The sequence below is a fragment of the Aeromonas sp. R2-1 genome (genome assembly GCF_040908425.1).
Classification (GTDB): Bacteria; Pseudomonadota; Gammaproteobacteria; order Enterobacterales; family Aeromonadaceae; genus Aeromonas; species Aeromonas caviae.
This window is the reverse complement of the sequence record NZ_JBFODR010000028.1, coordinates 85,613-107,272: the sequence shown is the minus strand read 5'-3', so window position 1 is coordinate 107,272 and position 21,660 is coordinate 85,613. Positions and strand designations below refer to the sequence as shown.

Genomic DNA, 21,660 nt, shown 5'->3' with positions numbered 1-21,660 from the left:
ATGCAGACCCTGATCTGGAAGACCCTCTCCCCCGCCCGGCAAGCCGAGGTCCTGACCCGGCCCGCCCTTGGCGACGAAGCCGACATCGGTACCGTGGTGCGAGACATCATTGCTGCGGTACGCAGCCGGGGCGATGAGGCCCTGCGCGAGCTGAGCCAGCGTTTCGAACGCGCGCCCCGCGAACAGCTTCGGGTGAGCGACGCGGAAGTGGATGCCGCCTGCGCTCGACTCGGTGATGACATCAAGGGTGCCATCGAGGCCGCCATCGCCAATATTCGTACCTTCCACGCCGCCCAGGTGCAGCCCGTCGTGCGCGTCGAGACCCAGCCCGGGGTACTGTGCGAGCTGCGCACCCAACCCATCAGCCGGGTCGGCCTCTATGTCCCGGGAGGCAGCGCGCCGCTCCCCTCCACCGTGATGATGCTGGCCATTCCGGCAAGTCTGGCCGGTTGTCGTGAAGTGGTGCTCTGCACCCCGTCTCCGGCGAGCGACGAGATCCTGTTTGCCGCCCGCGCCTGTGGCGTTCGCCAGGTGTTCGCTATCGGCGGCGCCCAGGCCATCGCGGCCATGGCCTATGGCACGCAGACCATCCCCAAGGTGGACAAGATCTTCGGCCCGGGCAACGCCTATGTGACCGAAGCCAAGGGGCAGGTTTCCCGTGACTGGCGGGGCGCCGCCATCGACATGCCCGCCGGCCCCTCCGAGGTGCTGGTGATCGCAGACGAGAGCGCCAACCCGGCCTTCGTGGCATCGGATCTGCTCTCCCAGGCCGAGCACGGCCCCGACAGCCAGGTGGTGCTGGTGACCACCTCCGCTTCCCTGGCCGATGCCATCGGCAGCGAGATCCAGGCGCAACTCGCCGACCTCAGCCGCCGCGACATCGCCGAGCAAGCCCTGAAGGCAAGCCTGGTGATCCTCTGCGACAACCTGGAGGAGGCCTGCGCCATCTCCAACGCCTATGCCCCCGAGCACCTGATTGTGCAGACCCGGGCACCCCGGGATCTGCTGGACAAGCTCGAGAACGCGGGCTCCATCTTCCTCGGGGCATGGACACCGGAGTCGGTCGGTGATTACGCCAGCGGCACCAACCACACCCTGCCCACCTACGGCTATGCCCGCACCTGCTCGAGCCTGGGGCTTGCCGACTATCAGCGCCGCTACACGGTTCAAGAGCTCACTGCAGACGGCATTCGCGGCCTTGGCCCCATTGTCCAGCGCATCGCCCAGGCCGAGGGACTCGATGCCCACAAGCATGCCGTCACCCTCAGGTTGAACGCCCTGGCCGCCGAGCCCCAACAAACAGCACAGCAGAAGGATTTGTCATGAGCATCGTCAATCTGGCCCGTCGCGTCGTGCGGGCTCTCACACCCTACCAGTCCGCTCGCCGCATCGGCGGCAAGGGCCACGTCTGGCTCAATGCCAACGAGGCCCCCCTGGCCTATCCCTTCACCGTCGAGGGGAGCCGCCTCAACCGCTATCCCGAGTGCCAGCCGGCCGAGGTGGTGAATGGCTATGCCGCCTACGCCGGGGTCAATCCGGATCAGGTGCTGGTAAGCCGCGGTGCCGACGAGGCCATCGAGCTCTTGATCCGCACCTTCTGCGAGGCAGGGGAAGATCAGATCCTCATCTGCCCCCCCACCTACGGCATGTACGCCATCAGCGCCGAGACCTGTGGCGTGGGGATTGTCGAGCAGCCATTGACCGCCAGCCGTCAGCCGGACTGGCCCGCCATCGCCGATCGCCTCTCTGACGTGAAGCTGGTGTTCCTCTGCTCCCCCAACAATCCCACCGGGGATCTGGTGGGCCGCAAGGGACTCGTCGCCCTGCTGGAGAAGGCCCGGGACCGCGCCATCATCGTCGTGGACGAGGCCTACATCGAGTTCTGCCCGGAGGCCTCCGTGGTGGACCTGCTCGCCCAATACCCGAACCTGGTGGTGACCCGCACCCTCTCCAAGGCCTTCGCCCTGGCGGGGATCCGCTGCGGCTTTACCCTGGGGGATCCCGAGGTGATTGCCATGCTGGCCAAGGTGATCGCGCCCTACCCCATTCCCGACCCCATCGCCCAGATTGCCGCCCAGGCGCTCTCTCCCATGGGGCTGGAACTGATGCAGGAGCGGGTGCAGGAACTCAACAAGCAAAAGGCGCTCATCAAGGCGGAGCTGCTTCGTCTGTCCTGCGTCAAGGAAGTGTTCGAGGACAAGGGCAACTTCGTGCTGGTGCGCTTCAAAGATGGCGCCGCCGTGTTCGCCACCATGAAGGCCGCCGGCATCATCTTGCGTGATTTCTCCAGCAAGCCAGGCCTTGACAACAGCATCCGCATCACCATCGGCTATCAGGGCGAAATGGACGCCGTGCTGGCGGTATTGCGTGACCTGCCCCCACCCTCTCTGTAAGACAAGCAAGGATGTAGCGATGAAAACCCCGTTTTTGTTTATCGACCGTGACGGCACCCTGATCGAGGAGCCGGTCACCGACAAGCAGGTGGACAGCCTTGCGAAGCTGCACTTCGAGCCCATGGTGATACCTGTGCTGCGTGAGCTCCAGGCCGCCGGCTACGTGCTGGTGATGGTGACCAACCAGGATGGGCTCGGCACCGCCAGCCTGCCCCTTGAAAACTTCCAGCCGCCCCACGACCTGATGATGCACCTCTTCGAATCCCAGGGTGTCACCTGGGAGCAAGTGCTGATCTGCCCCCACTTCCCCACCGACGGTTGCAGCTGCCGCAAGCCTCACCTTGGGCTGGTGAAGGAGTATCTCGCCTCGGGCCGCATCGACTTTGCCAACTCCTTCGTGATTGGCGACAGACAGACCGACATCCAGCTTGCCGAGAACATGGGCATCCGCGGCATACGCTACCACCCGCAAGATCACGGCTGGACTGCCATTCGTGATCAGCTGCTCTCCAAGGGGCGCGTGGCCGAGGTGGAGCGCTACACCAAGGAGACCCGCATCCAGGTGGCGGTGGATCTCGACAAGAGCGGTGGCAACCAGATCGCCACCGGCATCGGCTTCTTCGATCACATGCTGGATCAGATAGCGACCCACGCGGGCTTTCGCCTCAAGCTCAAAGTGAGCGGCGATCTGCACATCGACGATCACCACACGGTGGAAGATGTGGGATTGGCGCTGGGTCAAGCCCTGCGCCAGGCCCTTGGCAACAAGCGCGGCATCGGCCGCTTCGGCTTCGTGCTGGCGATGGACGAGGTGCAGGCGGTGATCGACGGGCGTCCCCGCCAGGAGGCTGACAACACCTCGCTGACCGAGCTGGATGTGGCCACGGCGCTGGATCTGAGCGGCCGCCCCTACTTCGTGTTCGACTGCCCGAGCGGCTTTGGTCGCGACAGCGTGGGAGAGATGGCCACCGAGATGGTGCCCCACTTCTTCCGCTCCCTCTCTGACGCCATGGCCATCACCTTGCAGATGAAGGTGGGCAGCGGCAACACCCACCACCAGGTGGAGGCGCTGTTCAAAGGCTTTGGCCGCGCCCTGCGCCAGGCCATTCGCGTGGAAGGGAGCGAGCTTCCCTCCAGCAAGGGGGTGCTGTGATGGGGAAACAGAACCTGGTCATCATCGACACCGGCTGCGCGAACCTCGCCTCGGTGCGCATGGCGTTCGAGCGCCTCGGCGTGCAGCCCAGGGTGAGCTGCAAGGCCGCCGACATCGAGCAGGCGGACAAGCTGATCCTGCCCGGCGTCGGCACCGCCATCGCCGCCATGAAGAACCTCAATGAGCGGGAACTGGTGCCCCTCATTCGCGCCGCCAAGCAGCCGCTGCTCGGTTTTTGCCTCGGCATGCAGATGCTGGCACAGGCCTCGGAAGAGAACATGAGCGCCGATGGCAGCGAAGGAGCGCTCATCGACTGCCTCGGCATCGTGCCTGGCAGGATCCGCCTGATGGAGGTAGGCAACCTGCGCCTGCCCCACATGGGCTGGAACCAGATTGAGCACGACGAGACCCACCCGCTACTCAAAGGCATTCCCAGCGGCAGCTACTTCTACTTTGTCCACTCCTATGCGCTGGAGGTGACCGACGCGACCCTGGCGACCTGCGACTACGGCCTGCCCTTTACCGCCATCGTCGGGCGGGACAACTTCTTTGGCGCCCAATTCCACCCGGAGCGATCCGGCCCGGCCGGTGCCCGCCTACTGCAAAACTTTCTGGAGCTATGACAGGCATGATTATTCCCGCAATCGACCTCATCAACGGTCAGGTCGTGCGCCTCTATCAAGGCGACTACGGCCAGAAAACCGCCTACAGCGACAACCCGCAGGCCCGCTTCGATGACTATGTCAGCCAGGGGGCGGCGCAGCTGCACCTGGTGGATCTGGACGGCGCTAAGGATGCCAAGGCCCGCCAGTTGGCCCTCATCGCCCAGCTGCTGTCCGCCACCGAGGCACCGGTGCAGGTCGGCGGCGGCGTGCGCAGCGAACAGGACGTGGCCGACTTGCTGGCGGCCGGCGCCAGCCGGGTGGTGATCGGTTCCACCGCCGTCAAATCCCCGGATCTGGTGGCCAGCTGGATGGAGAAATATGGCCCCGAGCGCATCGTGCTGGCCCTGGATGTCAACATCGATGAACAGGGCAACCGCCACATCGCAGTGGCTGGCTGGCAGGAGAACAGCGGCATCTCCATCGAGGCGCTGATCGAGCGCTTCCTCCCTGCCGGACTCAGACACGTGCTCTGCACCGACATCAGCCGGGACGGTACCCTGGCGGGCACCAACGTCGAACTCTACCGAGATCTCTGTGCCCGCTACCCGAGCGTCGGCTTCCAGGCCTCCGGCGGTATCGGCGGTCTGGCGGATATCGAGGCGCTCAAGGGAACCGGCGTCAAGGGGATCATCCTCGGCCGTGCCCTGCTGGAGGGCAAGTTTGACGTGGCAGAAGCCATTCGCTGCTGGGGTGACGGCCGCGCTACGTGACGCGCCCCTTTCCGGCATCAGACAGCCTGCCCATCCGGGCAGGCCTCTTTCTCCCCGATGGGGGCGAACCTTATGATTTGGCAGCAATTGGCTCTATACTCGACCTCACAGGGATAGCGTCATGGAAGACATATGTTGACACCTCACAACGCCACCATCCTGATCGTCGACGACTCACCCGAAAATCTGATGGTACTGACCGAATTGCTTTCGCCTCATTACCGCGTACTGGCTGCGCAGAGCGGGGAAAAATGCCTGCGCATCGTCAGCGCGGATCCAAAGCCTGACCTCATCCTGCTGGATGTGATGATGCCCGGCATGGATGGCTATGAAGTGCTCAGGCAATTGCGTCAGTCCCCGATCAGCAGCCGTATTCCCGTCGTTCTGCTCACCGCCCTCGCCGACCCCCAGAGCGAGGAGTTCGGCCTCTCTCTCGGCGCCGCCGATTACATCACCAAGCCCATCAAGCCGGTGGTCGTTCAGGCCCGGGTACGTACCCAGCTGGAGGCCAAGCAGGCCCGTGACGGCCTGCAAAACCAGAATGCGGCGCTGGAAGCCGAGGTCGCGCGGCGAATGGCGGAAAACGACCTGATCCAGCAGGTCTCCATCCGCGCACTCGCCCACCTGGCGGAGATCCGCGACCCCGAAACCGGCAACCATATCCTGCGCACCCAGGGCTATGTGCGTCTGCTGGCGAGCGCCCTGGCTGATCACCCCCGTTTCGCCGATACCCTGACCCCGGGTTACATCGACCTGCTGAGCCGCTCCGCACCGCTTCATGATATCGGCAAGGTGGGCATTCCCGACCACATCCTGCTCAAACCGGGCAAGCTGACCCCGGAGGAGTGGCAGATCATGCGCACCCACGCCAAGCTCGGCAGCGATGCCATCGAGGAGGCCGAACAGGACATGGAGCAGCCCCTGGCCTTCCTCACCCTGGCCAAGGAGATCGCCCACTGGCACCACGAGAAGTGGGATGGCAGCGGCTACCCGGACGGCTTGCAAGGGGACGCCATCCCCCTCTCGGCTCGCCTGATGGCGCTGGCAGACGTGTTTGACGCCCTCATCTGCGCCAGGGTCTACAAGCCGGCCATGAGCTACGACGAGGCGCGCGCCCTCATCCTCTCCGGCAGCGGCCACCATTTCGATCCCGATGTCGTGACCGCCTTCGATCGCCATTTCGACGCATTCGTCACCATTGCCGAACGCTACCAGGATGGCAGCGAGGCCGTGGATGGCTGAGGCTCCTCTGACCCGGGCACATGTGCTCAACGTCGTGCTCACCTATGCCGCCGTGGCAAGCCTGTGGATCCTGCTCTCCGACAAGGCGGTGGAGTGGCTGTTCAGCACCCCTGCCCAGTTCGCCATGGCAAGCACCATCAAGGGCTGGCTCTTTATCCTCATCACGGCCCTCATGCTCTATGCCATGCTGCGTCGTCGCATTGACACCACCGGCAGCACACCTGTCTTTACGCGGCGTCAATGGATCCCCTTCCTGTTGCTCAACGGGCTCATTCTGGCCCTGACCGCCATGGCCATCGCCCGCAACATCGAACTGGCACGCAACAAGGAGGTGGCTCGTCTCGAAGCCATCGCCGATCTCAAGAGCCAGCGCGTCACCGAGTGGCTCGGTACCCACGAGGAGGATATTCACCAGCTCATAAAGGGTCTGGGCAGTACTGATTTCTATCGTCCCGGACAAGCACCATCCTCACCCGAAGCGATCACGCCACCACTGGCAAGGCTGCTCGAATTCATCTCGGTACGCGGATTTCACGGTGCGGCCGTGTTCAATCCTGCCGGGCAACCCCTGTGGCATACCCCGGGTGGCGACACCATGAATGCCACGTTGCGTGACGCCCTGCCACGGCTCGAGCAGGGCAACGTCATGCGTCTTGGTCCCTATCTCGATGATCGCGGTCACGCCAGGCTGGACTTTCTGGTCAATCTGGAGGTCGCTGCAGGACCTGCCCCCGTGCTGGTGATGCAGATAAGCGCAAATCGCTGGCTCGATCAGATCCTGGGGGCCTGGCCCGTCCCAGACAGCAGCGGAGAAGCCATTCTGTTTCGCCAGCAGGGGGATCAGGTCCACTATCTGAGTAGCCTGCGCTATCGCCCGGAACCGGCTCTCACCCTGCACTATCCCGTCACCCACCCCACCCTGCTGGCAGCCCAGTATTTGCGGCTCGCCGAACGCGGCACGCCCCAGGTACTCTATGGCCAGGATTACCGGGGTAGCGAGGTCTTCGGGGTTGTCTATCCGGTCATGAACACGGACTGGTACCTGCTGGCCAAGATCGACAAGGCGGAACTCTACCAGGCCACCTTCAAGGAGAGCGTCTGGATCGGTCTCATCGGCCTGCTGGTGCTCTTTGTCACCAACGCCGGCATCATCCTGCTGCGCCAGCACACCCGGCTGCAGATGGCCGAACAGCTCCAGCACTCCCAGTCCCAGCGGCTGGAGGCGTTGCAACTGCTCTCCGCCATTGCCGACAGCTCGGAAGACGCCATCTTCGCCAAGAACAAGGAGGGCAGATACATCCTCTTCAACCGGGCCGCCAGCCAGTTTGTCGGCAAGCCGGTTGACGAGGTGCTGGGCCAGGATGATCTGACGCTCTTCCCGCCGCAGCAGGCGCAGATGCTGATGGCTTCCGGGCGCCAGGTCATAGAGCGCAACCGGGTGCAGACCGAGGAGGAGTACCTGACCCTGCCCGATGGCGAGCATGTGTTTCTCGCAACCAAAGGACCCTTGCAAGACAGCGAGGGGCAGGTGATCGGGATCTTCGGCATCTCTCGGGACATCACGGACTTCAAACGGGCCGAGGCCGACTTGCGAGAGCGGGAGGGGCTGTTCCGTGCACTGGTGGAGCAATCCCTTGCCGGGATCTACATCATCCAGCAGGGTCGGCTCTGCTACATCAACCCCTGTTTTGCCCGACTGTTTGGCTATGACACCCCGGGGGCGCTGATCGCCGTTGGCCAGTTACACGCCCTTGCTGCTCCCAAGGACAGCACCAGGGTCGCCGAGCTGGTGCACGCGTGCGAGCAGGACGCGCGCGATATCCACACCCGCTTCAGTGCCCTGCATCAGCACGGGGAATCCCTGGAGGTCGAGCTGTACGGGCGGCGCGTCGACTACCTCGGCCAGCCCGCCATCATCGGCATTCTGCTCGATGTCACCGAACGGGAGCAGGTTGAACAGGCCCTGACCCGCCAGGCCAGCGAGCTGCGCCAGCAGAACCATGAGCTGGAGCGGTTCAACAAGGTGATGGTAGACAGGGAGCTCGCCATGCTGGCCCTCAAGCACCAGATCAACGGGCTCTCCCGTCAGCTCGGAGTGCCGCCCCCCTATCCCCAGGCCCCCATGCCACCGGAGGATCTCCCATGATGAGCTGGTCACCCCTGTGGCATGTGCGCCCCTCCACCCAGCGCTGGGGGATCTCCCTGCTGGCCGTGCTGCTGCCCGTTCTGATGTTGCAAATCCGGGTCCAGCTGCCCATCGCCTTTGGCGAGCGACCGTTGCTGGTTCTCTTCATGCTGCCCATCATCGTCTGCGCCCTGTTGGGGGGCTTGTTGCCAGGTCTGCTCTGCACCCTGATCACCGCCCTGGTCACCAGCTATTTCATGCTCCCCCCCATTTTTTCACTGAGTGTCGAGGCTGGCCAGGATCTGGTGCAATGGTGCCTGCTCATCGCCAACGGTCTGCTCATCAGCGTGCTCAGTGCCGCCTTTCATCGCGCCCGGGCCAGAGAGGTCCTGCGCTGGCAGGAGCTGATGAACACCCAGAACCAGTTGCAGCAGAGCGAGAACCGCTTCCAGGTCACCTTCGAACAGGCGGCGGTCGGCATCGCCCTGGTCTCCCCCGATGGACACTGGCTGCGTGTCAATCAGCGACTGTGCCACATCCTGGGCTACCGGGCCGACGAGCTCACCGGGATGACGTTCCAGCAGTTGACCCACCCGGACGATCTCTACCTCGATGAGGCCCATGTGGCCCGGGTGCTGGCGGGGACCATCCCCCACTACACCCTGGAGAAGCGCTACCTGCACAAGGGGGGCGAGATCATCTGGACCACCCTGACGGTGGCCCTGGTGCGCGACGCCGAGGGCAATCCCGACTACTTCATCTCCATCATCGAGGACAACCGGCAGAACAAGGAGACCGAGGAGGCGCTGCGCCGCAACGAAGCCATACTGCGCGAGTCCCAGCGCCTCGCCAAGATAGGGAACTGGCGCTGGCGCGTGGCCGATGACAGCCACTTCTGGTCACCGGAGATCTATCGCATCTATGGCCGGGATCCGGCCCTCCCCCCCGCCGTCTATCCCGAGGTCAGAAAATACTTCACCCAGGAGGGGTGGCACACGGTGGCCCAGGCCGTCGAGCGCTGCAGGCTGGACGGGCAGCCCTACGAGTGCGATGCCGAAGTGATCACGGAGCAGGGGGAGACCGCCTGGGTCATTGCCCGTGGGGCGGCGCTCAGGGACAGGGATGGCACCATACTCGAGCTCTACGGCACCGTGCAGGACATCACGGAGCGCAAGCTCGCGGAGCAGCGCCTGCAACACAATCAGCAGATGGCGCTCGATACCCAGCGTCGTGCTCGCCTCGCAGCCCTGAACCTGATGGACGACGCCATCAGTGCACGGGTGCGCGCCGAAACCGTCAGCAGCGCCCTGCGCGAGAGCGAACAGCGCCTGCTGATGGCCCAGGAAGGAGCCCATGTCGGCATCTGGGAATGGGACATGGTCAGCAACCGCCTCTTCTTCTCGCCGGAATGCGCCCGCCTCTATGGCCGCAGTGCCGAGGCGCTCGGCGAGCTGGCCGCCTGGCAAGCCTGCCTGCATCCGGATGACAGGCCCCGCATCGAGCAGTTGCTGGCGGAGCGGGCGGTCAGCGGCGCCCCCGTCGAGCTGGAGTTCAGGATCCTGCTGCCAGATGGCGGCATCCGCTGGCTGGTGAGCAAAGGGAGCGTCTATCGGGACGCCCAGCAGCGGCCCGTTCGCCTCCTTGGCATCCATCTGGACATCACCCAGAGCAAGCTGGCCGAGCAGCAGTTGCGCCAGTTGTCCCTGGCCCTCGAACAGAGCCCTGACGGCGTCTTCATCACCGATACCCGGGCGCGCATCGAGTACGTCAACCCCGCCTTCCTCGCCGCCAGCGGTTACCAGCAGCACGAAGTGATAGGCCGGACCCCGTCCCTGCTGCGCTCTGGCCTCACCCCGGATGCCAGCTATGTCGCCCTGTGGGATGCCATCAACCACGGCCAGCGCTGGCATGGCGAATTCATCAACCAGCGCAAGGATGGCTCCCACTACCAGGTGCTGGCCACGGTGTCGCCGATCCGCCAGGAGAGCGGTGAAATCACCCACTACGTCACGGTCCAGGCCGACATCACCGAGAAGAAGCAGCTCGGCGAGGAGCTGGACCAGTATCGCTACCACCTGGAGGAGATGGTCAACGAGCGCACCCGGCAGCTGGCCCAGGCCCACCAGCGGGCCGAAAGCGCCAACCACGCCAAGAGCGCCTTCCTTGCCAACATGAGCCACGAGATCCGCACCCCGATGAACGCCATCCTGGGGCTCACCTATCTGCTCAAGCGCGACACCCGGGATCCCACCGACCTCGAACGGCTGACCAAGATAGACACTGCCGCCCAGCACCTGCTCAGCATCCTCAACGACATCCTGGATCTCTCCAAGATCGATGCGGGCAAGATGACGCTGGATCTGACCGATTTCTCCCTCACCGCCATGCTGGACAACGTCCGCACCCTGATGAGCGACCAGGCCAGGGCCAAGGGGCTCACCATAGTGACGGACATCGGCGATACCCCCGCCTGGGTGCACGGTGACATCACCCGCCTGCGCCAGGCCCTGCTCAACTATGCGACCAACGCCATCAAGTTCACCGAGCAGGGAACCGTCACCCTGCGCGTCAGGCTGGCCCGCCCCCTCACCACCGGCTACCTGCTGCGCTTCGAGGTGGAAGACACCGGCATCGGCATCACCCCTGCGCAGCGCGAGAAGCTGTTCCAGGCGTTCGAACAGGCGGATGTCTCCACCACTCGCAGATATGGCGGCACTGGCCTTGGCCTTGCAATCACCAGCCGGATCGCCGCCCTGATGGGGGGGGAGGTCGGAGTCACCAGCGAGCCTGGCCAGGGAAGCTGCTTCTGGTTTACCGCCAGGCTGTTCAAGGCAAAGGAGGACGCCCCTTCCCGGACCCCGTCCGAGCAGGGGAACGAACAGGCCTTGAGCTTCCCTCGCCACGCTCGAGTCCTGCTGGTGGAAGACAACGCCATCAACCGGGAAGTGGTGCTCGAGCTCCTGTGCCACAGCGGCCTCGTCATCGAGACGGCTGTCAACGGCCAGGAGGCCCTGACCCTCGTCAGCCAGCATCCCTTCGACCTCATCCTGATGGACATACAGATGCCGGTGATGGATGGCTACAGCGCCACCCGCGCCATCCGGGCCCTGCCCGGCATGGACAGGCTGCCCATCCTGGCGCTCACCGCCAGCGCCTTCGAGGAGGACAGAAAGGCGAGCGCATCGGCCGGCATGAACGATTTCATTGCCAAGCCCGTCACCCCCGCCAAGCTGTTTGAAGCCCTGCAGCGCTGGTTGCCCCAGGGCAAAGTCCCCGAGCTTGCCCCGGACGACAGCACTCGCCATCCCGTGACAGGCCCCCTTGCCCGCCTGCAGGCACACCCGGGTCTGGATCTCGACCAGGGGCTGGCGGCCCTCAACGGCAATCAGGAGAAATACCTGGCCCTGCTTCGCTACTTCATCCATGAGCATGGCCAGGACATGGCCCGACTGCACCGCCACTTGCAGGCCGGGGAGCACAACGGTGCAACCCGCATGGTCCACAGCCTGCGCGGCGTGGCGAGCACCCTGGGGGCGCGTGAGCTGTCGCGCCACTGCCTGACCCTGGAGCAGGTCATCGCAGACGGCAACACTGAACCCACCGGACTCATGTCATCCATCAATGAGGAGATCGCCACCCTTTGCGCTCTGCTCGGGGACGATCTCGCCGCCCCGACCACCGATCTGGTGCCTCTGGGGGATCAGTGGCGCCAGCAACTGCTGGGCCAGATGGAAGCCCTGCTGGTGCAAAGCGACACCGCCGTGATCCCCCTCTACGAGCAGTATGCCGGTCCCCTTCGCCTCATGCTGGGGTCTCGCAGCGACACCCTGACCAGGCAACTGAAGGCGTTTGATTTTGATGCCGCCCTGCTCACCCTGCGCCAGCATATGGCAACGGACGAGACCCACCCGGACGATCGGGCTCCCCTCCCCGAGGCGCCAGCCTGCCATCCGGGGCAGGTGAAGGGCGACAAAGGGTTGAATCACTGAATAAAGTCATGCATATAGTGGGGTGCCCAGAGGCGACGAGACGGCCTGCCGGGCCTGTCGTTTCTTCCTTCATGGGCCCCCGTTCAAGGCATGCCAACCCTGTTCCCGTCCGCCGCCCGGGCCAACGCCGGCGGCAGAACGACGTTTCTTTAACCGTGCTTTACATGGAGCAATGAGCATGTTGTCAAAGCGTATTATCCCCTGTCTCGACGTCAAAGATGGCGTGGTGGTCAAGGGCGTGCAGTTTCGCAACCACGAGGTGATGGGCGGCATTGTCGACCTCGCCCGCCGCTACGCCGCCGAGGGCGCCGATGAGCTGGTCTTCTATGACATCACCGCCTCGAGCGACGAACGGGTAGTGGACAAGAGCTGGGTAAGCCGGGTGGCGGAAGTCATCGACATCCCCTTCTGCGTCGCCGGTGGCATCAAGAGCGTGGAGGATGCCCGCCAGATCCTGGAATTCGGTGCCGACAAGGTCTCCATCAACTCCCCCGCCCTGGCCGATCCCACCCTGATCACCCGGCTCGCCGAGCGCTTCGGCGTGCAGTGCGTGGTGGTGGGTATCGACTCCTACTTCGATGCCGCCCTCGGTCAATATCAGGTCAAACAGTTTACCGGCGACGAGAGCCGCACCCGCACCACCACCTGGACCACCCAGGAGTGGGTACAGGAAGTGCAGCGCCGGGGCGCGGGGGAGATAGTGCTCAACGTGATGAACCAGGACGGCATGCGTCAGGGGTACGACCTTGAGCAGCTCAAGCTGGTGCGCGCCGTGTGCAAGGTGCCCCTCATCGCCTCCGGCGGCGCCGGGGCCATGGCGCACTTTCGCGATGCCTTTACCCTGGCCGACGTGGACGGGGCGCTGGCCGCCTCCGTGTTCCACAAGGGCCTCATTCCCATTCCCGAATTGAAACGCTGGCTGAAAAACGAAGGAGTCGCCATCCGTGAATAATCAAGCAGTAGACAATGCATTGCCGCTGGCCGAGCGCCTGGACTGGGCCAAGTGTGAGGGCATGATCCCCGCCATCGTCCAGCATTCCCTCAGCGGCGAAGTGCTGATGCAGGGCTTCATGACCCGCGAGGCGCTGGAAAAGACCCAGACCACCGGCCAGGTCACCTTCTTCAGCCGCAGCAAGCAGCGCCTGTGGACCAAGGGCGAGAGCTCGGGCCATGTGCTCAAGCTCGTCGCCATCACCACCGACTGTGATCAGGACTCCCTGCTCATTGCCGCCGACCCGGTCGGCCCCACCTGCCATCTGGGCAACCCCTCCTGCTTCGACGGTCACCCCGTGCCGCCGCTCGGCTTCCTGGCCGAGCTCGAACAGATCCTGGCATCACGCAAAGGGGCCGATCCCGCCACCAGCTACACCGCCAGCCTCTATGGCAAAGGCACCAAGCGCATCGCCCAGAAGGTGGGTGAAGAGGGGGTGGAAGTGGCCCTGGCCGCCATGGCGAAAGACAGGGAAGAGCTCATCAACGAATCCGCTGACCTGCTCTACCACCTGACCGTGCTGCTGCAAAACGAAGGCTTGGGTTTGAAGGATGTGGTGCAGCGCCTACATGAGCGCCACACCAAGTAATTATTGAATTCTGTTCAACAAAACGGGCCCTGTGGGCCCGTTTCATTTCATGATTGCCCCCTCGCCGGGGGATGGCAGGCCCCGCGCCGCCCTCAGCCGATACGGGTCCAGAAGCTCATGTTGACCGAGTGATGGTCAAGCAGGGTCAGGTACTCCCCTGCCACGTCGTTGTGCAGCCACTGCTGGCAATAGGCTTCCACCAGCGACTGGCTGGGGGCCATCACCACGTCCGCATAGAGGCCGTCGGCGCCGCGCAGCAGGCAGTGCATGATGAGCCCGGATTGCTGGACAAGAAACTCGGACTCGACCCGCCGTGACAGGGCGAGCAAATCCGCCTCCGTCACCCCTTCCCTGAGCCTGAAGGTGGCAAATTCGACGCCCCCTGCCTGTTGCATGTCACCCTTGATGATCATCCCGTTTTCTCCGTTGTGGATGGTCTGGAGAACCCAGCATAACGAAGGGCTACTGACAGCCTTGTGTCAGTCCTGAATGACTTTTTCGGCGCCACTGCGCCCAGGGGGAAACGCATCCGACTGGCGCAGGGCAAGGTAATCGGCCAGGGTCGCGCCAGGGGGCACCCCTTCCCCCTGACGGCACGGCGCCAGGGTGTCGATACGATCCACCCTGAAATCCCGGTAGGCCCGGCGCAGCGCACACCAGGCGCCGAGCGTCCAGCATCCGCCCCAGTAGAAGAGCCCGAGGGGAAAGAGCTGACGTTCCGTCCTGCTGACGCTGGCATCCCGGTAGCCAATGTGCAGCCAGTGACCGGCCGTGATGGCGTCGTGCAACCTGTCCCAGCGAGCGTATGCAGGCTGCGCCGTGGAATAGTCAGGCACCCGCACCACGGGGACGCGAGGTGCCCGAGCCTCCTTGGCGGGCAGGGCCGCCTCAATCTTGGCGAGCAGGGCGCGGGCCGGATCGGCCATCCCCTTGCCCGTCAGCACCGCCACCAGGTTCACCCCGGTGATGAGGGCCTCCAGCTCGGCCGCACTCAGTTGCAACGGGGCCATTTCGAACCCCTCGCTCAGCCGATAGCCCAGCCCGGCTTCCCCGTAAACCGGAATGCCCGCCAAAGAGAGATCGTCGATATAGCGGTAGATGGTGCGCTCCGACACGCACAGGCGCGTCGCCAGCTCCCGGGCGGTCAGGGGTTGATGCGCCCGCAGCAGGTTGGTCAGTTGAAACAGTCGGTCCGATTTTCTCACAGGCATCCTCAGGCTCGCGGGACATGGCAGGCATGGTAAGCCGGGACGGGCTCGAAAGGCACGTCTTGTTGGCTGGCGACCGCTACCGGCGAGGCCCTGCTTCTTTGCATCGCGCAACACAAAACGGGCCCGCAGGCCCGTTGATGGCGCGGTGCCTTTGTCGTCACGCCAACTGCTTGCGCAGCATGAATTTTTGCACCTTGCCGGTGGAGGTCTTGGGCAGCGGGGTGAAGATGATGCGCTTGGGGGCCTTGAAGTGGGCCATCTGCTCGCGGCAGAACGCGATGAGCTCGGCCTGGGTGAGCTCGCGCCCCTCCTTGAGCTTGACGAAGGCGCAGGGTACCTCCCCCCAGGTCTCGTCCGGCATGGCAATCACCGCGGCTTCTTCCACATCGGGGTGGCGATAGAGCACGTCCTCCACCTCCAGGCTGGAGATGTTCTCCCCGCCGGAGATGATGATGTCCTTGGATCTGTCCTTGATCTCCACATAGCCGTCCGGGTGCCAGACCGCGAGATCCCCGCTTCGAAACCATCCCTGTGCCATCGCCTCCTCGCTCGCCGCCGGGTTCTTGAGGTAGCCCTTCATGACGATGTTGCCCCGCAGCACTATCTCTCCCAGGGTCTTGCCATCCATGGGGACCGGCTCGCCGCTGACGGGGTTGATGACCCGCATCTCCCCTTGCAGGGGGGAGGCCACCCCCTGGCGCGCCTTGAGACGGGAGAGGGTGGTGGCATCCTGCCCCTGCCAGTGTCTTTGCGGCTCGCACACCACGCAGGGGCCATAGGTTTCGGTGAGGCCATAGACATGGGTCACGGCGATCCCCATGGCCTCCATGCCGGCGATCACGGTGGCGGGTGGCGCTGCCCCCGCCGTCATCGCCTTGACGGGGTGGTCGAGTCCCTGCTTGAGGGCCGGATCGGCATTGTTCAGCATATTGAGCACGATGGGGGCGGCGCAGAAATGGCTCACCTTGTGTTCGCGCAGCGCCCCGTAGATGGCCGCCGCCTGCACGTGGCGCAGGCAGACGCTCACCCCGGCGGTGGCCGCCAGGGTCCAGGGGAAGCACCAGCCGTTGCAGTGGAACATCGGCAGGGTCCAGAGGTAGACGGGGTGCTTGGGCAGCTCCCAGGAGAGGGAATTGTTGACCGCATTGAGGTGGGCGCCGCGATGGTGATAGACCACCCCCTTGGGGTTCCCCGTGGTGCCGGAGGTGTAGTTGAGGGAAATGGCCTGCCACTCGTCCGCCGGCAGCCAGCCGGGTTCGTCCCCGTCCCCTAGGGCGATGAACCCCTCGTAGTCGAGCTCGCCGACCAGCTCCCCTTCCCGGTAGAGGGGATCGTCGATGGCGATCACCAGGGGCTGGCTGTCAATGAGAGAGAGCGCCTTTCGCACCACGGCGCCGAACTCCCGGTCCACCAGCACCACCTTGCTCCGGGCGTGCTGGAAGATGAAGGCCATGGCGTCCGCATCGAGCCGGGTATTGATGGTGTTGAGCACGGCGCCGCTCATGGGTACCCCGAAGTGCGCCTCGAACATGGCCGGCACATTGGGGGCAACGATGGAGACGGTGTCCCCCTCGCCAATGCCGCGACGGCGCAGGGCCGAGGCGAGCTGGCGGCAACGGCGTTCGGTCTGGGCCCAGCTCTGGCGAAGGGGCCCGTGGATCAGCGCCGGATAGTCGGGATAGACCCGGGCGGCCCGCCCCAGAAAGCTCAAGGGGGTCAGCGCCTCGAAATTGGCGGGCGTCTTGCCAAGGCCGGCGTCGTACATGTTCTGCTCTGTCATCGGATCCTTCCTCACAGGGACACAAAACGGGGTGACTCTCGCGGTTCACCACGACCGGCATTGCGCCCTGATGCGGGGCCAGGATGCCGGCTGGAACCGGATGAAAGGGTATCAAGGGGGGCAGATCCCAGGTATTAGCGAAACGTCTTAGGGGCCCTCGGCCCTGCTCTCCCTGTCGCCAATCGCCGACGCTATTTTTGCGCGGTCACTTTTTGCGCAGTCAGCCCCTGTCGCGATCCCGTGGCCCTTGCCTTGAGCCTGCGGCGCAAAATGCGAAGAATGATCCCAAGCCCTCAACGGGTATGAGTACGAGGAGAAGAGTGATGAACAAATCCATGTTGGCAGGTGTCGGGATCGGTGTGGCCTCTGCGCTGGCATTGTCGGCGGTCGCCAGCGGATCCCTGTTTTCATCAGAGCCCCAGTTTGCCGAGGTGCTGGCCAGCAAGCCGGTGACCGAGACCATCAAGACGCCGCGTCAGGAGTGCCGCAACGTCACCCTGACCCACCGCAAGCCGGTGCAGGACGAACACAAGATCCTGGGTACCGTAGTTGGCGCCGCCCTGGGCGGCGTGGTCGGCCACCAGTTTGGCGGTGGCAGCGGCAAGAAGGTGGCCACCGCCGCCGGTGCCGTGGCAGGGGGTTATGCCGGGAATCAGGTGCAGGGCAACATGCAGGCGGGTGATACCTACACCACCACGGAGCAGCGCTGCAAGACGGTGCAGGAGAGCAGCACCCGCACCATCGGCTATGACGTCACCTACCGCCTCGCCGGCCAGGAAGGAGTGGTACGCATGGAGAAGCAACCCGGCCCCACCATTCCGGTCAAGGATGGCAAGCTGGTACTGAGCAACGCGCAGGGTTGATACTCCGTTAGGAGCGCCCTGCCATGAGGAAGGCCCACCACGACGGTGGGCCTTTTTCATCTTCGCAACCCAATTTGTCTGCAACAGGTCTTCCCAACAAACGTCTTCCCAACTAAGAAAGGGGCCCGCAGGCCCCTTTTCTTATTGCTCAATCATCCTCAGTGGCGACCGAAGGGCCACCAGGACTTGTCGTTGTCCAGAATGTCGACCCGGGTCTCCTGTAGGTTGCCCGGCTGGCCACCTTGCAATGCAGCCAGACTCACCTTGAACTGCTCGGTGGGCTCGACAAACCAGTCATCAATGATCAGTACCTTGACCGACTTGCTGCCCCCCTCGCCCGCGGCCCAGCTCACCGACTGACCGAACCAGGGCAGGAAGTCCAGCCCCCAGCGCGCCGTGACTCCGTCAAGGGCCACCCGGGCCCGGGCCGGCTTGCTCAGATCGCCGCTGCGCACCAGCGGGATCTCGGCAAACCACTGCCCCTCGTTCACCGTCAGGCTGGCGCGCGCCAGCGAGATGGTGGACGGCGCCAGCTTGTCCTTGATGGTCACCAGGGTCTGGAGCTGTTCGCCCAGGGTCGCGCCACTCGGGTCAAACAGCTCCAGGGTAAAGGTCTCGTCCCCTTCGCGCAGGGTGTCGCTCTTCACCGGGATGCTGATGGTCTGGCTGTCGCTCTGTCCGGCGGCCCAGTGCAGGGTGCCGGTGAGCGGTGCCACGTCGTTGGCATCGGCGCTGCCGTAGGCAATGCGGTAGCTCACGCTGGCCTCACCATAGGTGCCGTCGCGGCGCGCCACGCTCAAGGCCAGGGTGTTGCCCTCCTCCACGTTCGCAGCGGCGCGCTCGAGGCTCAATACCCCGGCGGGCGGCAGCGGATACTGGATGGCCACCAGCACGGGATCGTGATCCGAGGCGCTGAAGGGCCCTTCGGATTTCGCCAGCTGGCCGCTGTACTTGCTGCCGTACTCGAAGAAGTTGCTCTCGGCGGAGTTGATGTGCCAATCCTCGATGCCGATCACCTTGGCTGCGAGGCTCGGGTTTGCCAGGGCGTGATCCAGGTTGCCGAGCTCCCCTTCGTAGCTGTAGGAGTAGGTGTCGGTGCCGTGGAAGCGGGTGTTGAGGTTGATAAGGCCATACCCCTTGCCAAGGGCGCTGCCGCTCTCCTCGAAGGGCTGGCCCGCCAGGGTGGTGAAGGAGGCGCTCATGATCTGGCGCGCCTGGGCGGCCGGATCATAGTCGGTCAGTACCCGGATGGGATCTTCCATGCCATAGGCGTTCATGTCGCCGATGAGCAGCAGATCCCCGGCCAGATCCTTGAGGCTCTCTCCCAGCACCTTGGCGGCGGAGACCCGCAGCGCGTTGCAGTGGCCCTGGCCATCCAGCGGATCGGCGCTGGCGTAGTCGGGGTAATCCTCGAAGCAGGCGGAGCCCTTGGACTTGAGGTGGTTGACCACCAGGGTCAGGGGCGCATCCCCCTTGGGCGAGCTGAAGCGCTGCACCAGTGACTCGCGCATCCCCTGATTGATGGTCACCGGCTTGCCGCTGGCGTCCACCGCCTCGGCCTGCTGCACCGGCAACGCGATAAGGCTGGCGGCCCCTTGCGGGGTCACCTTGGCGGGCCGGTAGATGAGCCCCACCGTGATGGCATCGGTGCCAATGGGCTTGCCATCCGGCGAGGCAATCCAGCGGTAGTGATCCGCCTCATCCGGCTGGGCGGCGTTCAAGGCCGCCACCAGATTGGCGATGGCGGAGTTGTCGCCATAGCCGTTGTTCTCGATCTCCATCAGCCCCACCACGTCGGCATTGAGGCGGGTGATGGCGCTGACGATCTTGGTGCGCTGCAACTCGAACTCCGCCACCGTCAGGGCGCCCCGGTTGCTGCCGGTGGGGTTGGCATCGCCCCCCACCACCGTGGTGAAGAAGTTGAGCACGTTGAAGCTCGCGACCCGCAGATCCCCCGCCTCGGCGAGCTCGGGGGTTTCCACTCGATCCCAGCCACTGTGATCAATCTGGCTCGCGTCGATGCGGTTGCTGGCCACCAGCCTGAACAGGTTGTAGGAGTAACCAAGGGCCCCCTCCAGCCCGTTGAGCTTGTCGCCGATGCGAAGGTAACCGTCCTCGGCGTTGAAGCCGGGGAACCAGGGCAGCACACCATCCGGCGCCTTGGCGTCGGTCTCCACCACCAGCTGGTTCTGCTGGTTGCGAAGGGCCCAGTCGCTCGCCTCCTGGCTCATGGCGGCAAATTTCTGGGTCGACTTGATGAGCGGCGAACCATAAGAGAGCACCAGGTTGTTGCGCTTGCCGTCGTAATCGAAGCTGAAGTTGCGGGTCACCACCAGGCTGGAGCCCGGCACCAGCCGCACCTGCATCCCCTCGTGACGCTCCAGCAGCTGGCTCAGGCTCTCCCCCGCCACCGGCACCAGATCCACTGCCGCCGGCACTGCCCCAGCGGGCCGGGTCACCACCAGCTCGTCGGCGTTGATCTGGGTCTGATTGAAATACTCCTTCACCTTGCCCGAAACGCACACCTCGGCCCCCGGCACGACGGCAGCGTTGGCCTTGGTGGTGTAGACGAAGAGGCCGTCGGAGGTGGCCGGATCCCCGTCCCCCTGCTCGTCCTGAATGAAGAAGCCCTTGTAGAGGCCGCTCACTACCTGGGTTACCACGCCGCGAGTGGCATAAGCCTGTTCCGATTCAAACTTGCCGACCGGCACCAGCGGGCTGCTGCTGCCCGGGCCCTGAATGGCGGGCACCGGCACCAGGCTCTCCACCGGGCAGACGAAGGCGGGCGGCTGGGTGCCATCGCAGGGGCCATCGCCACTGCAACCCAGGCCACTGGCGTCATCTTTCGGGGCGGCCACGTATTCCTGCGCCGGATCAAAAGGCGACGTCGCATCAGTGCGGCCCATGGTGACGGTGGCCTTGCGGCGCAGGGTCATGTCCAGGGTCGAGACGCTCCCCGACACCCAGGCCGTGCCCGGATCCACCCCTACCTGGCCGACGCTGTCGATTATCTCGCTGCCGCGATAGAGCACCAGGGCATCGTCGCCGTTGAACACCAGGTTGCCGCTGGTCTGGGTCGTCTTGGCCAGGATCTCGGCATTGGCAGAGGGGTTGGCCAGCACCAGACTGGCCCCAGGGGCCAGGGTGCCTTGCAGCGCCAGGCTGTTGGTGGGGGCATCGGTGATGGGTTTGCCGTTGGCGTAGAGGGCCAGCCGGTATTGGGAGAGATCGACGGGGTCCGAGCCGAGGTTGCTCAGCTCCACCGCCTTGTTGTTGCCCGAGCCTTCCAGGTATTCGGTGATGAGCAGTTGCGCCTGTGCCTGTCCAGCGAGCGCCAGCCCGACGGCCAGCGCCACCAGAGAGTGTCTTCCTGACATGGTCAGTTTCCTTTTTTATTTGCAGATCATGTTATTGGCGCCCCGCACAAGGCGGGCCGCAGCACCTTGGATGCAGCCATCAGCGGGAGGCATGTCAGCCCCCGGCCGAAACTGCGCGCCCACTCTGCCCCGTCGGCGCCGGTGCTGCTGCGAGCTGGCTAACAATGACAACAAAATGTTGCGCCAAGGTGACGGGCAATACCCGAATGGGCAGTGTCTGCCATCGCTGCGCAGGAAGTTGTCGCCCCCCAGCCCCTGCTGGCGGCCTCTGTCAGGGAGCGACATCGGCGCCGGGGCAGACGGGGGAGCACTACGGCGGCCCTCTGCCCGGTACCATTTCGTGAACAGCGCCACTCACAGACACGGATCATGGACAAATCCATGGGTGCCATACCGGGCGCAACTCCCTTCGTAGCCCGAGAAGGCAGAAAACCGGGGGATGAGACTCTCTCCTGGTGCTCTTGTGGAACCGGTTCCAGTAATGACAGAAATAACAAGAGAGGGGATGACACAAACGTTTGTTGCTTTTGCGCTCGCGAATGGCAATAGTTCTCACTTTCTTTTTTGACCGT

15 protein-coding genes are annotated in these 21,660 nt (G+C 64.4%); 11 read left to right on the top strand and 4 right to left on the bottom strand.

Annotated features, from left to right (window positions below; translation table 11 throughout):
- From hisD to hisIE, 10 genes are all read left to right on the top strand, one after another.
- On the top strand, positions 1–1,326 hold the full coding sequence (gene hisD / locus AB5Y80_RS09360; RefSeq protein ID WP_041211399.1) for a histidinol dehydrogenase: 1,326 nt from the start codon (positions 1–3) through the stop codon (positions 1,324–1,326).
- Positions 1,323–2,393, top strand: a complete 1,071-nt coding sequence (gene hisC, locus AB5Y80_RS09355) for a histidinol-phosphate transaminase (protein WP_368172838.1) — start codon at positions 1,323–1,325, stop codon at positions 2,391–2,393. Before hisD ends, hisC begins: the two co-directional genes overlap by 4 nt.
- Before the next feature lie 19 nt (positions 2,394–2,412).
- A complete protein-coding gene (hisB, locus tag AB5Y80_RS09350; RefSeq protein WP_254232023.1) occupies positions 2,413–3,546 on the top strand; it encodes a bifunctional histidinol-phosphatase/imidazoleglycerol-phosphate dehydratase HisB in 1,134 nt (377 codons plus the stop codon).
- On the top strand, positions 3,546–4,169 hold the full coding sequence (gene hisH / locus AB5Y80_RS09345) for an imidazole glycerol phosphate synthase subunit HisH (protein ID WP_039039129.1): 624 nt from the start codon (positions 3,546–3,548) through the stop codon (positions 4,167–4,169). The genes hisB and hisH overlap by 1 nt, the downstream gene beginning before the upstream one ends.
- Positions 4,170–4,174: 5 nt before the next feature.
- Positions 4,175–4,921 (top strand): 1-(5-phosphoribosyl)-5-[(5-phosphoribosylamino)methylideneamino]imidazole-4-carboxamide isomerase, encoded by a 747-nt coding sequence (hisA, locus tag AB5Y80_RS09340; RefSeq protein WP_201891077.1) that lies wholly within the window; start codon positions 4,175–4,177, stop codon positions 4,919–4,921.
- Between the two features lie 132 nt (positions 4,922–5,053).
- A complete protein-coding gene (locus tag AB5Y80_RS09335; RefSeq protein ID WP_010674688.1) occupies positions 5,054–6,163 on the top strand; it encodes a two-component system response regulator in 1,110 nt (369 codons plus the stop codon).
- On the top strand, positions 6,156–8,309 hold the full coding sequence (locus AB5Y80_RS09330) for a PAS domain S-box protein (RefSeq protein WP_279986783.1): 2,154 nt from the start codon (positions 6,156–6,158) through the stop codon (positions 8,307–8,309). The genes AB5Y80_RS09335 and AB5Y80_RS09330 overlap by 8 nt, the downstream gene beginning before the upstream one ends.
- Positions 8,306–12,277: a PAS domain S-box protein gene (locus AB5Y80_RS09325; RefSeq protein WP_368172837.1), complete on the top strand. Its 3,972-nt coding sequence runs from the start codon at positions 8,306–8,308 to the stop codon at positions 12,275–12,277. The genes AB5Y80_RS09330 and AB5Y80_RS09325 overlap by 4 nt, the downstream gene beginning before the upstream one ends.
- A gap of 178 nt (positions 12,278–12,455) precedes the next feature.
- Positions 12,456–13,229, top strand: coding sequence for an imidazole glycerol phosphate synthase subunit HisF (hisF, locus tag AB5Y80_RS09320; protein ID WP_226044251.1), 774 nt, complete (start codon positions 12,456–12,458; stop codon positions 13,227–13,229).
- Positions 13,222–13,857 carry a bifunctional phosphoribosyl-AMP cyclohydrolase/phosphoribosyl-ATP diphosphatase HisIE gene (gene hisIE, locus AB5Y80_RS09315; protein ID WP_029314506.1) on the top strand — a complete coding sequence of 212 codons (636 nt, stop codon included), beginning with the start codon at positions 13,222–13,224 and terminating at the stop codon, positions 13,855–13,857. Before hisF ends, hisIE begins: the two co-directional genes overlap by 8 nt.
- A gap of 92 nt (positions 13,858–13,949) precedes the next feature.
- On the opposite strand, the gene AB5Y80_RS09310 is transcribed toward hisIE, so the two are convergent.
- The 3 genes from AB5Y80_RS09310 to AB5Y80_RS09300 form a co-directional block, all read right to left on the bottom strand.
- On the bottom strand, positions 13,950–14,270 hold the full coding sequence (locus tag AB5Y80_RS09310; RefSeq protein WP_048207631.1) for a hypothetical protein: 321 nt from the start codon (positions 14,268–14,270) through the stop codon (positions 13,950–13,952).
- 66 nt (positions 14,271–14,336) lie between these two features.
- Positions 14,337–15,035: a helix-turn-helix transcriptional regulator gene (locus AB5Y80_RS09305; RefSeq protein WP_368172857.1), complete on the bottom strand. Its 699-nt coding sequence runs from the start codon at positions 15,033–15,035 to the stop codon at positions 14,337–14,339.
- A 190-nt stretch (positions 15,036–15,225) separates the two neighbouring features.
- Complete coding sequence (locus tag AB5Y80_RS09300; RefSeq protein ID WP_368172836.1) at positions 15,226–16,848, bottom strand: acyl-CoA synthetase; 1,623 nt, start codon at positions 16,846–16,848, stop codon at positions 15,226–15,228.
- A 323-nt stretch (positions 16,849–17,171) separates the two neighbouring features.
- Here AB5Y80_RS09300 and AB5Y80_RS09295 point away from each other — a divergent pair, with 323 nt between their 5' ends.
- Positions 17,172–17,711: a glycine zipper 2TM domain-containing protein gene (locus tag AB5Y80_RS09295; protein ID WP_010674678.1), complete on the top strand. Its 540-nt coding sequence runs from the start codon at positions 17,172–17,174 to the stop codon at positions 17,709–17,711.
- 158 nt (positions 17,712–17,869) lie between these two features.
- Here AB5Y80_RS09295 and AB5Y80_RS09290 read toward each other — a convergent pair whose 3' ends face one another.
- Positions 17,870–21,088 (bottom strand): ExeM/NucH family extracellular endonuclease, encoded by a 3,219-nt coding sequence (locus AB5Y80_RS09290; RefSeq protein ID WP_368172835.1) that lies wholly within the window; start codon positions 21,086–21,088, stop codon positions 17,870–17,872.
- Between the last annotated feature and the right edge of the window lie 572 nt (positions 21,089–21,660).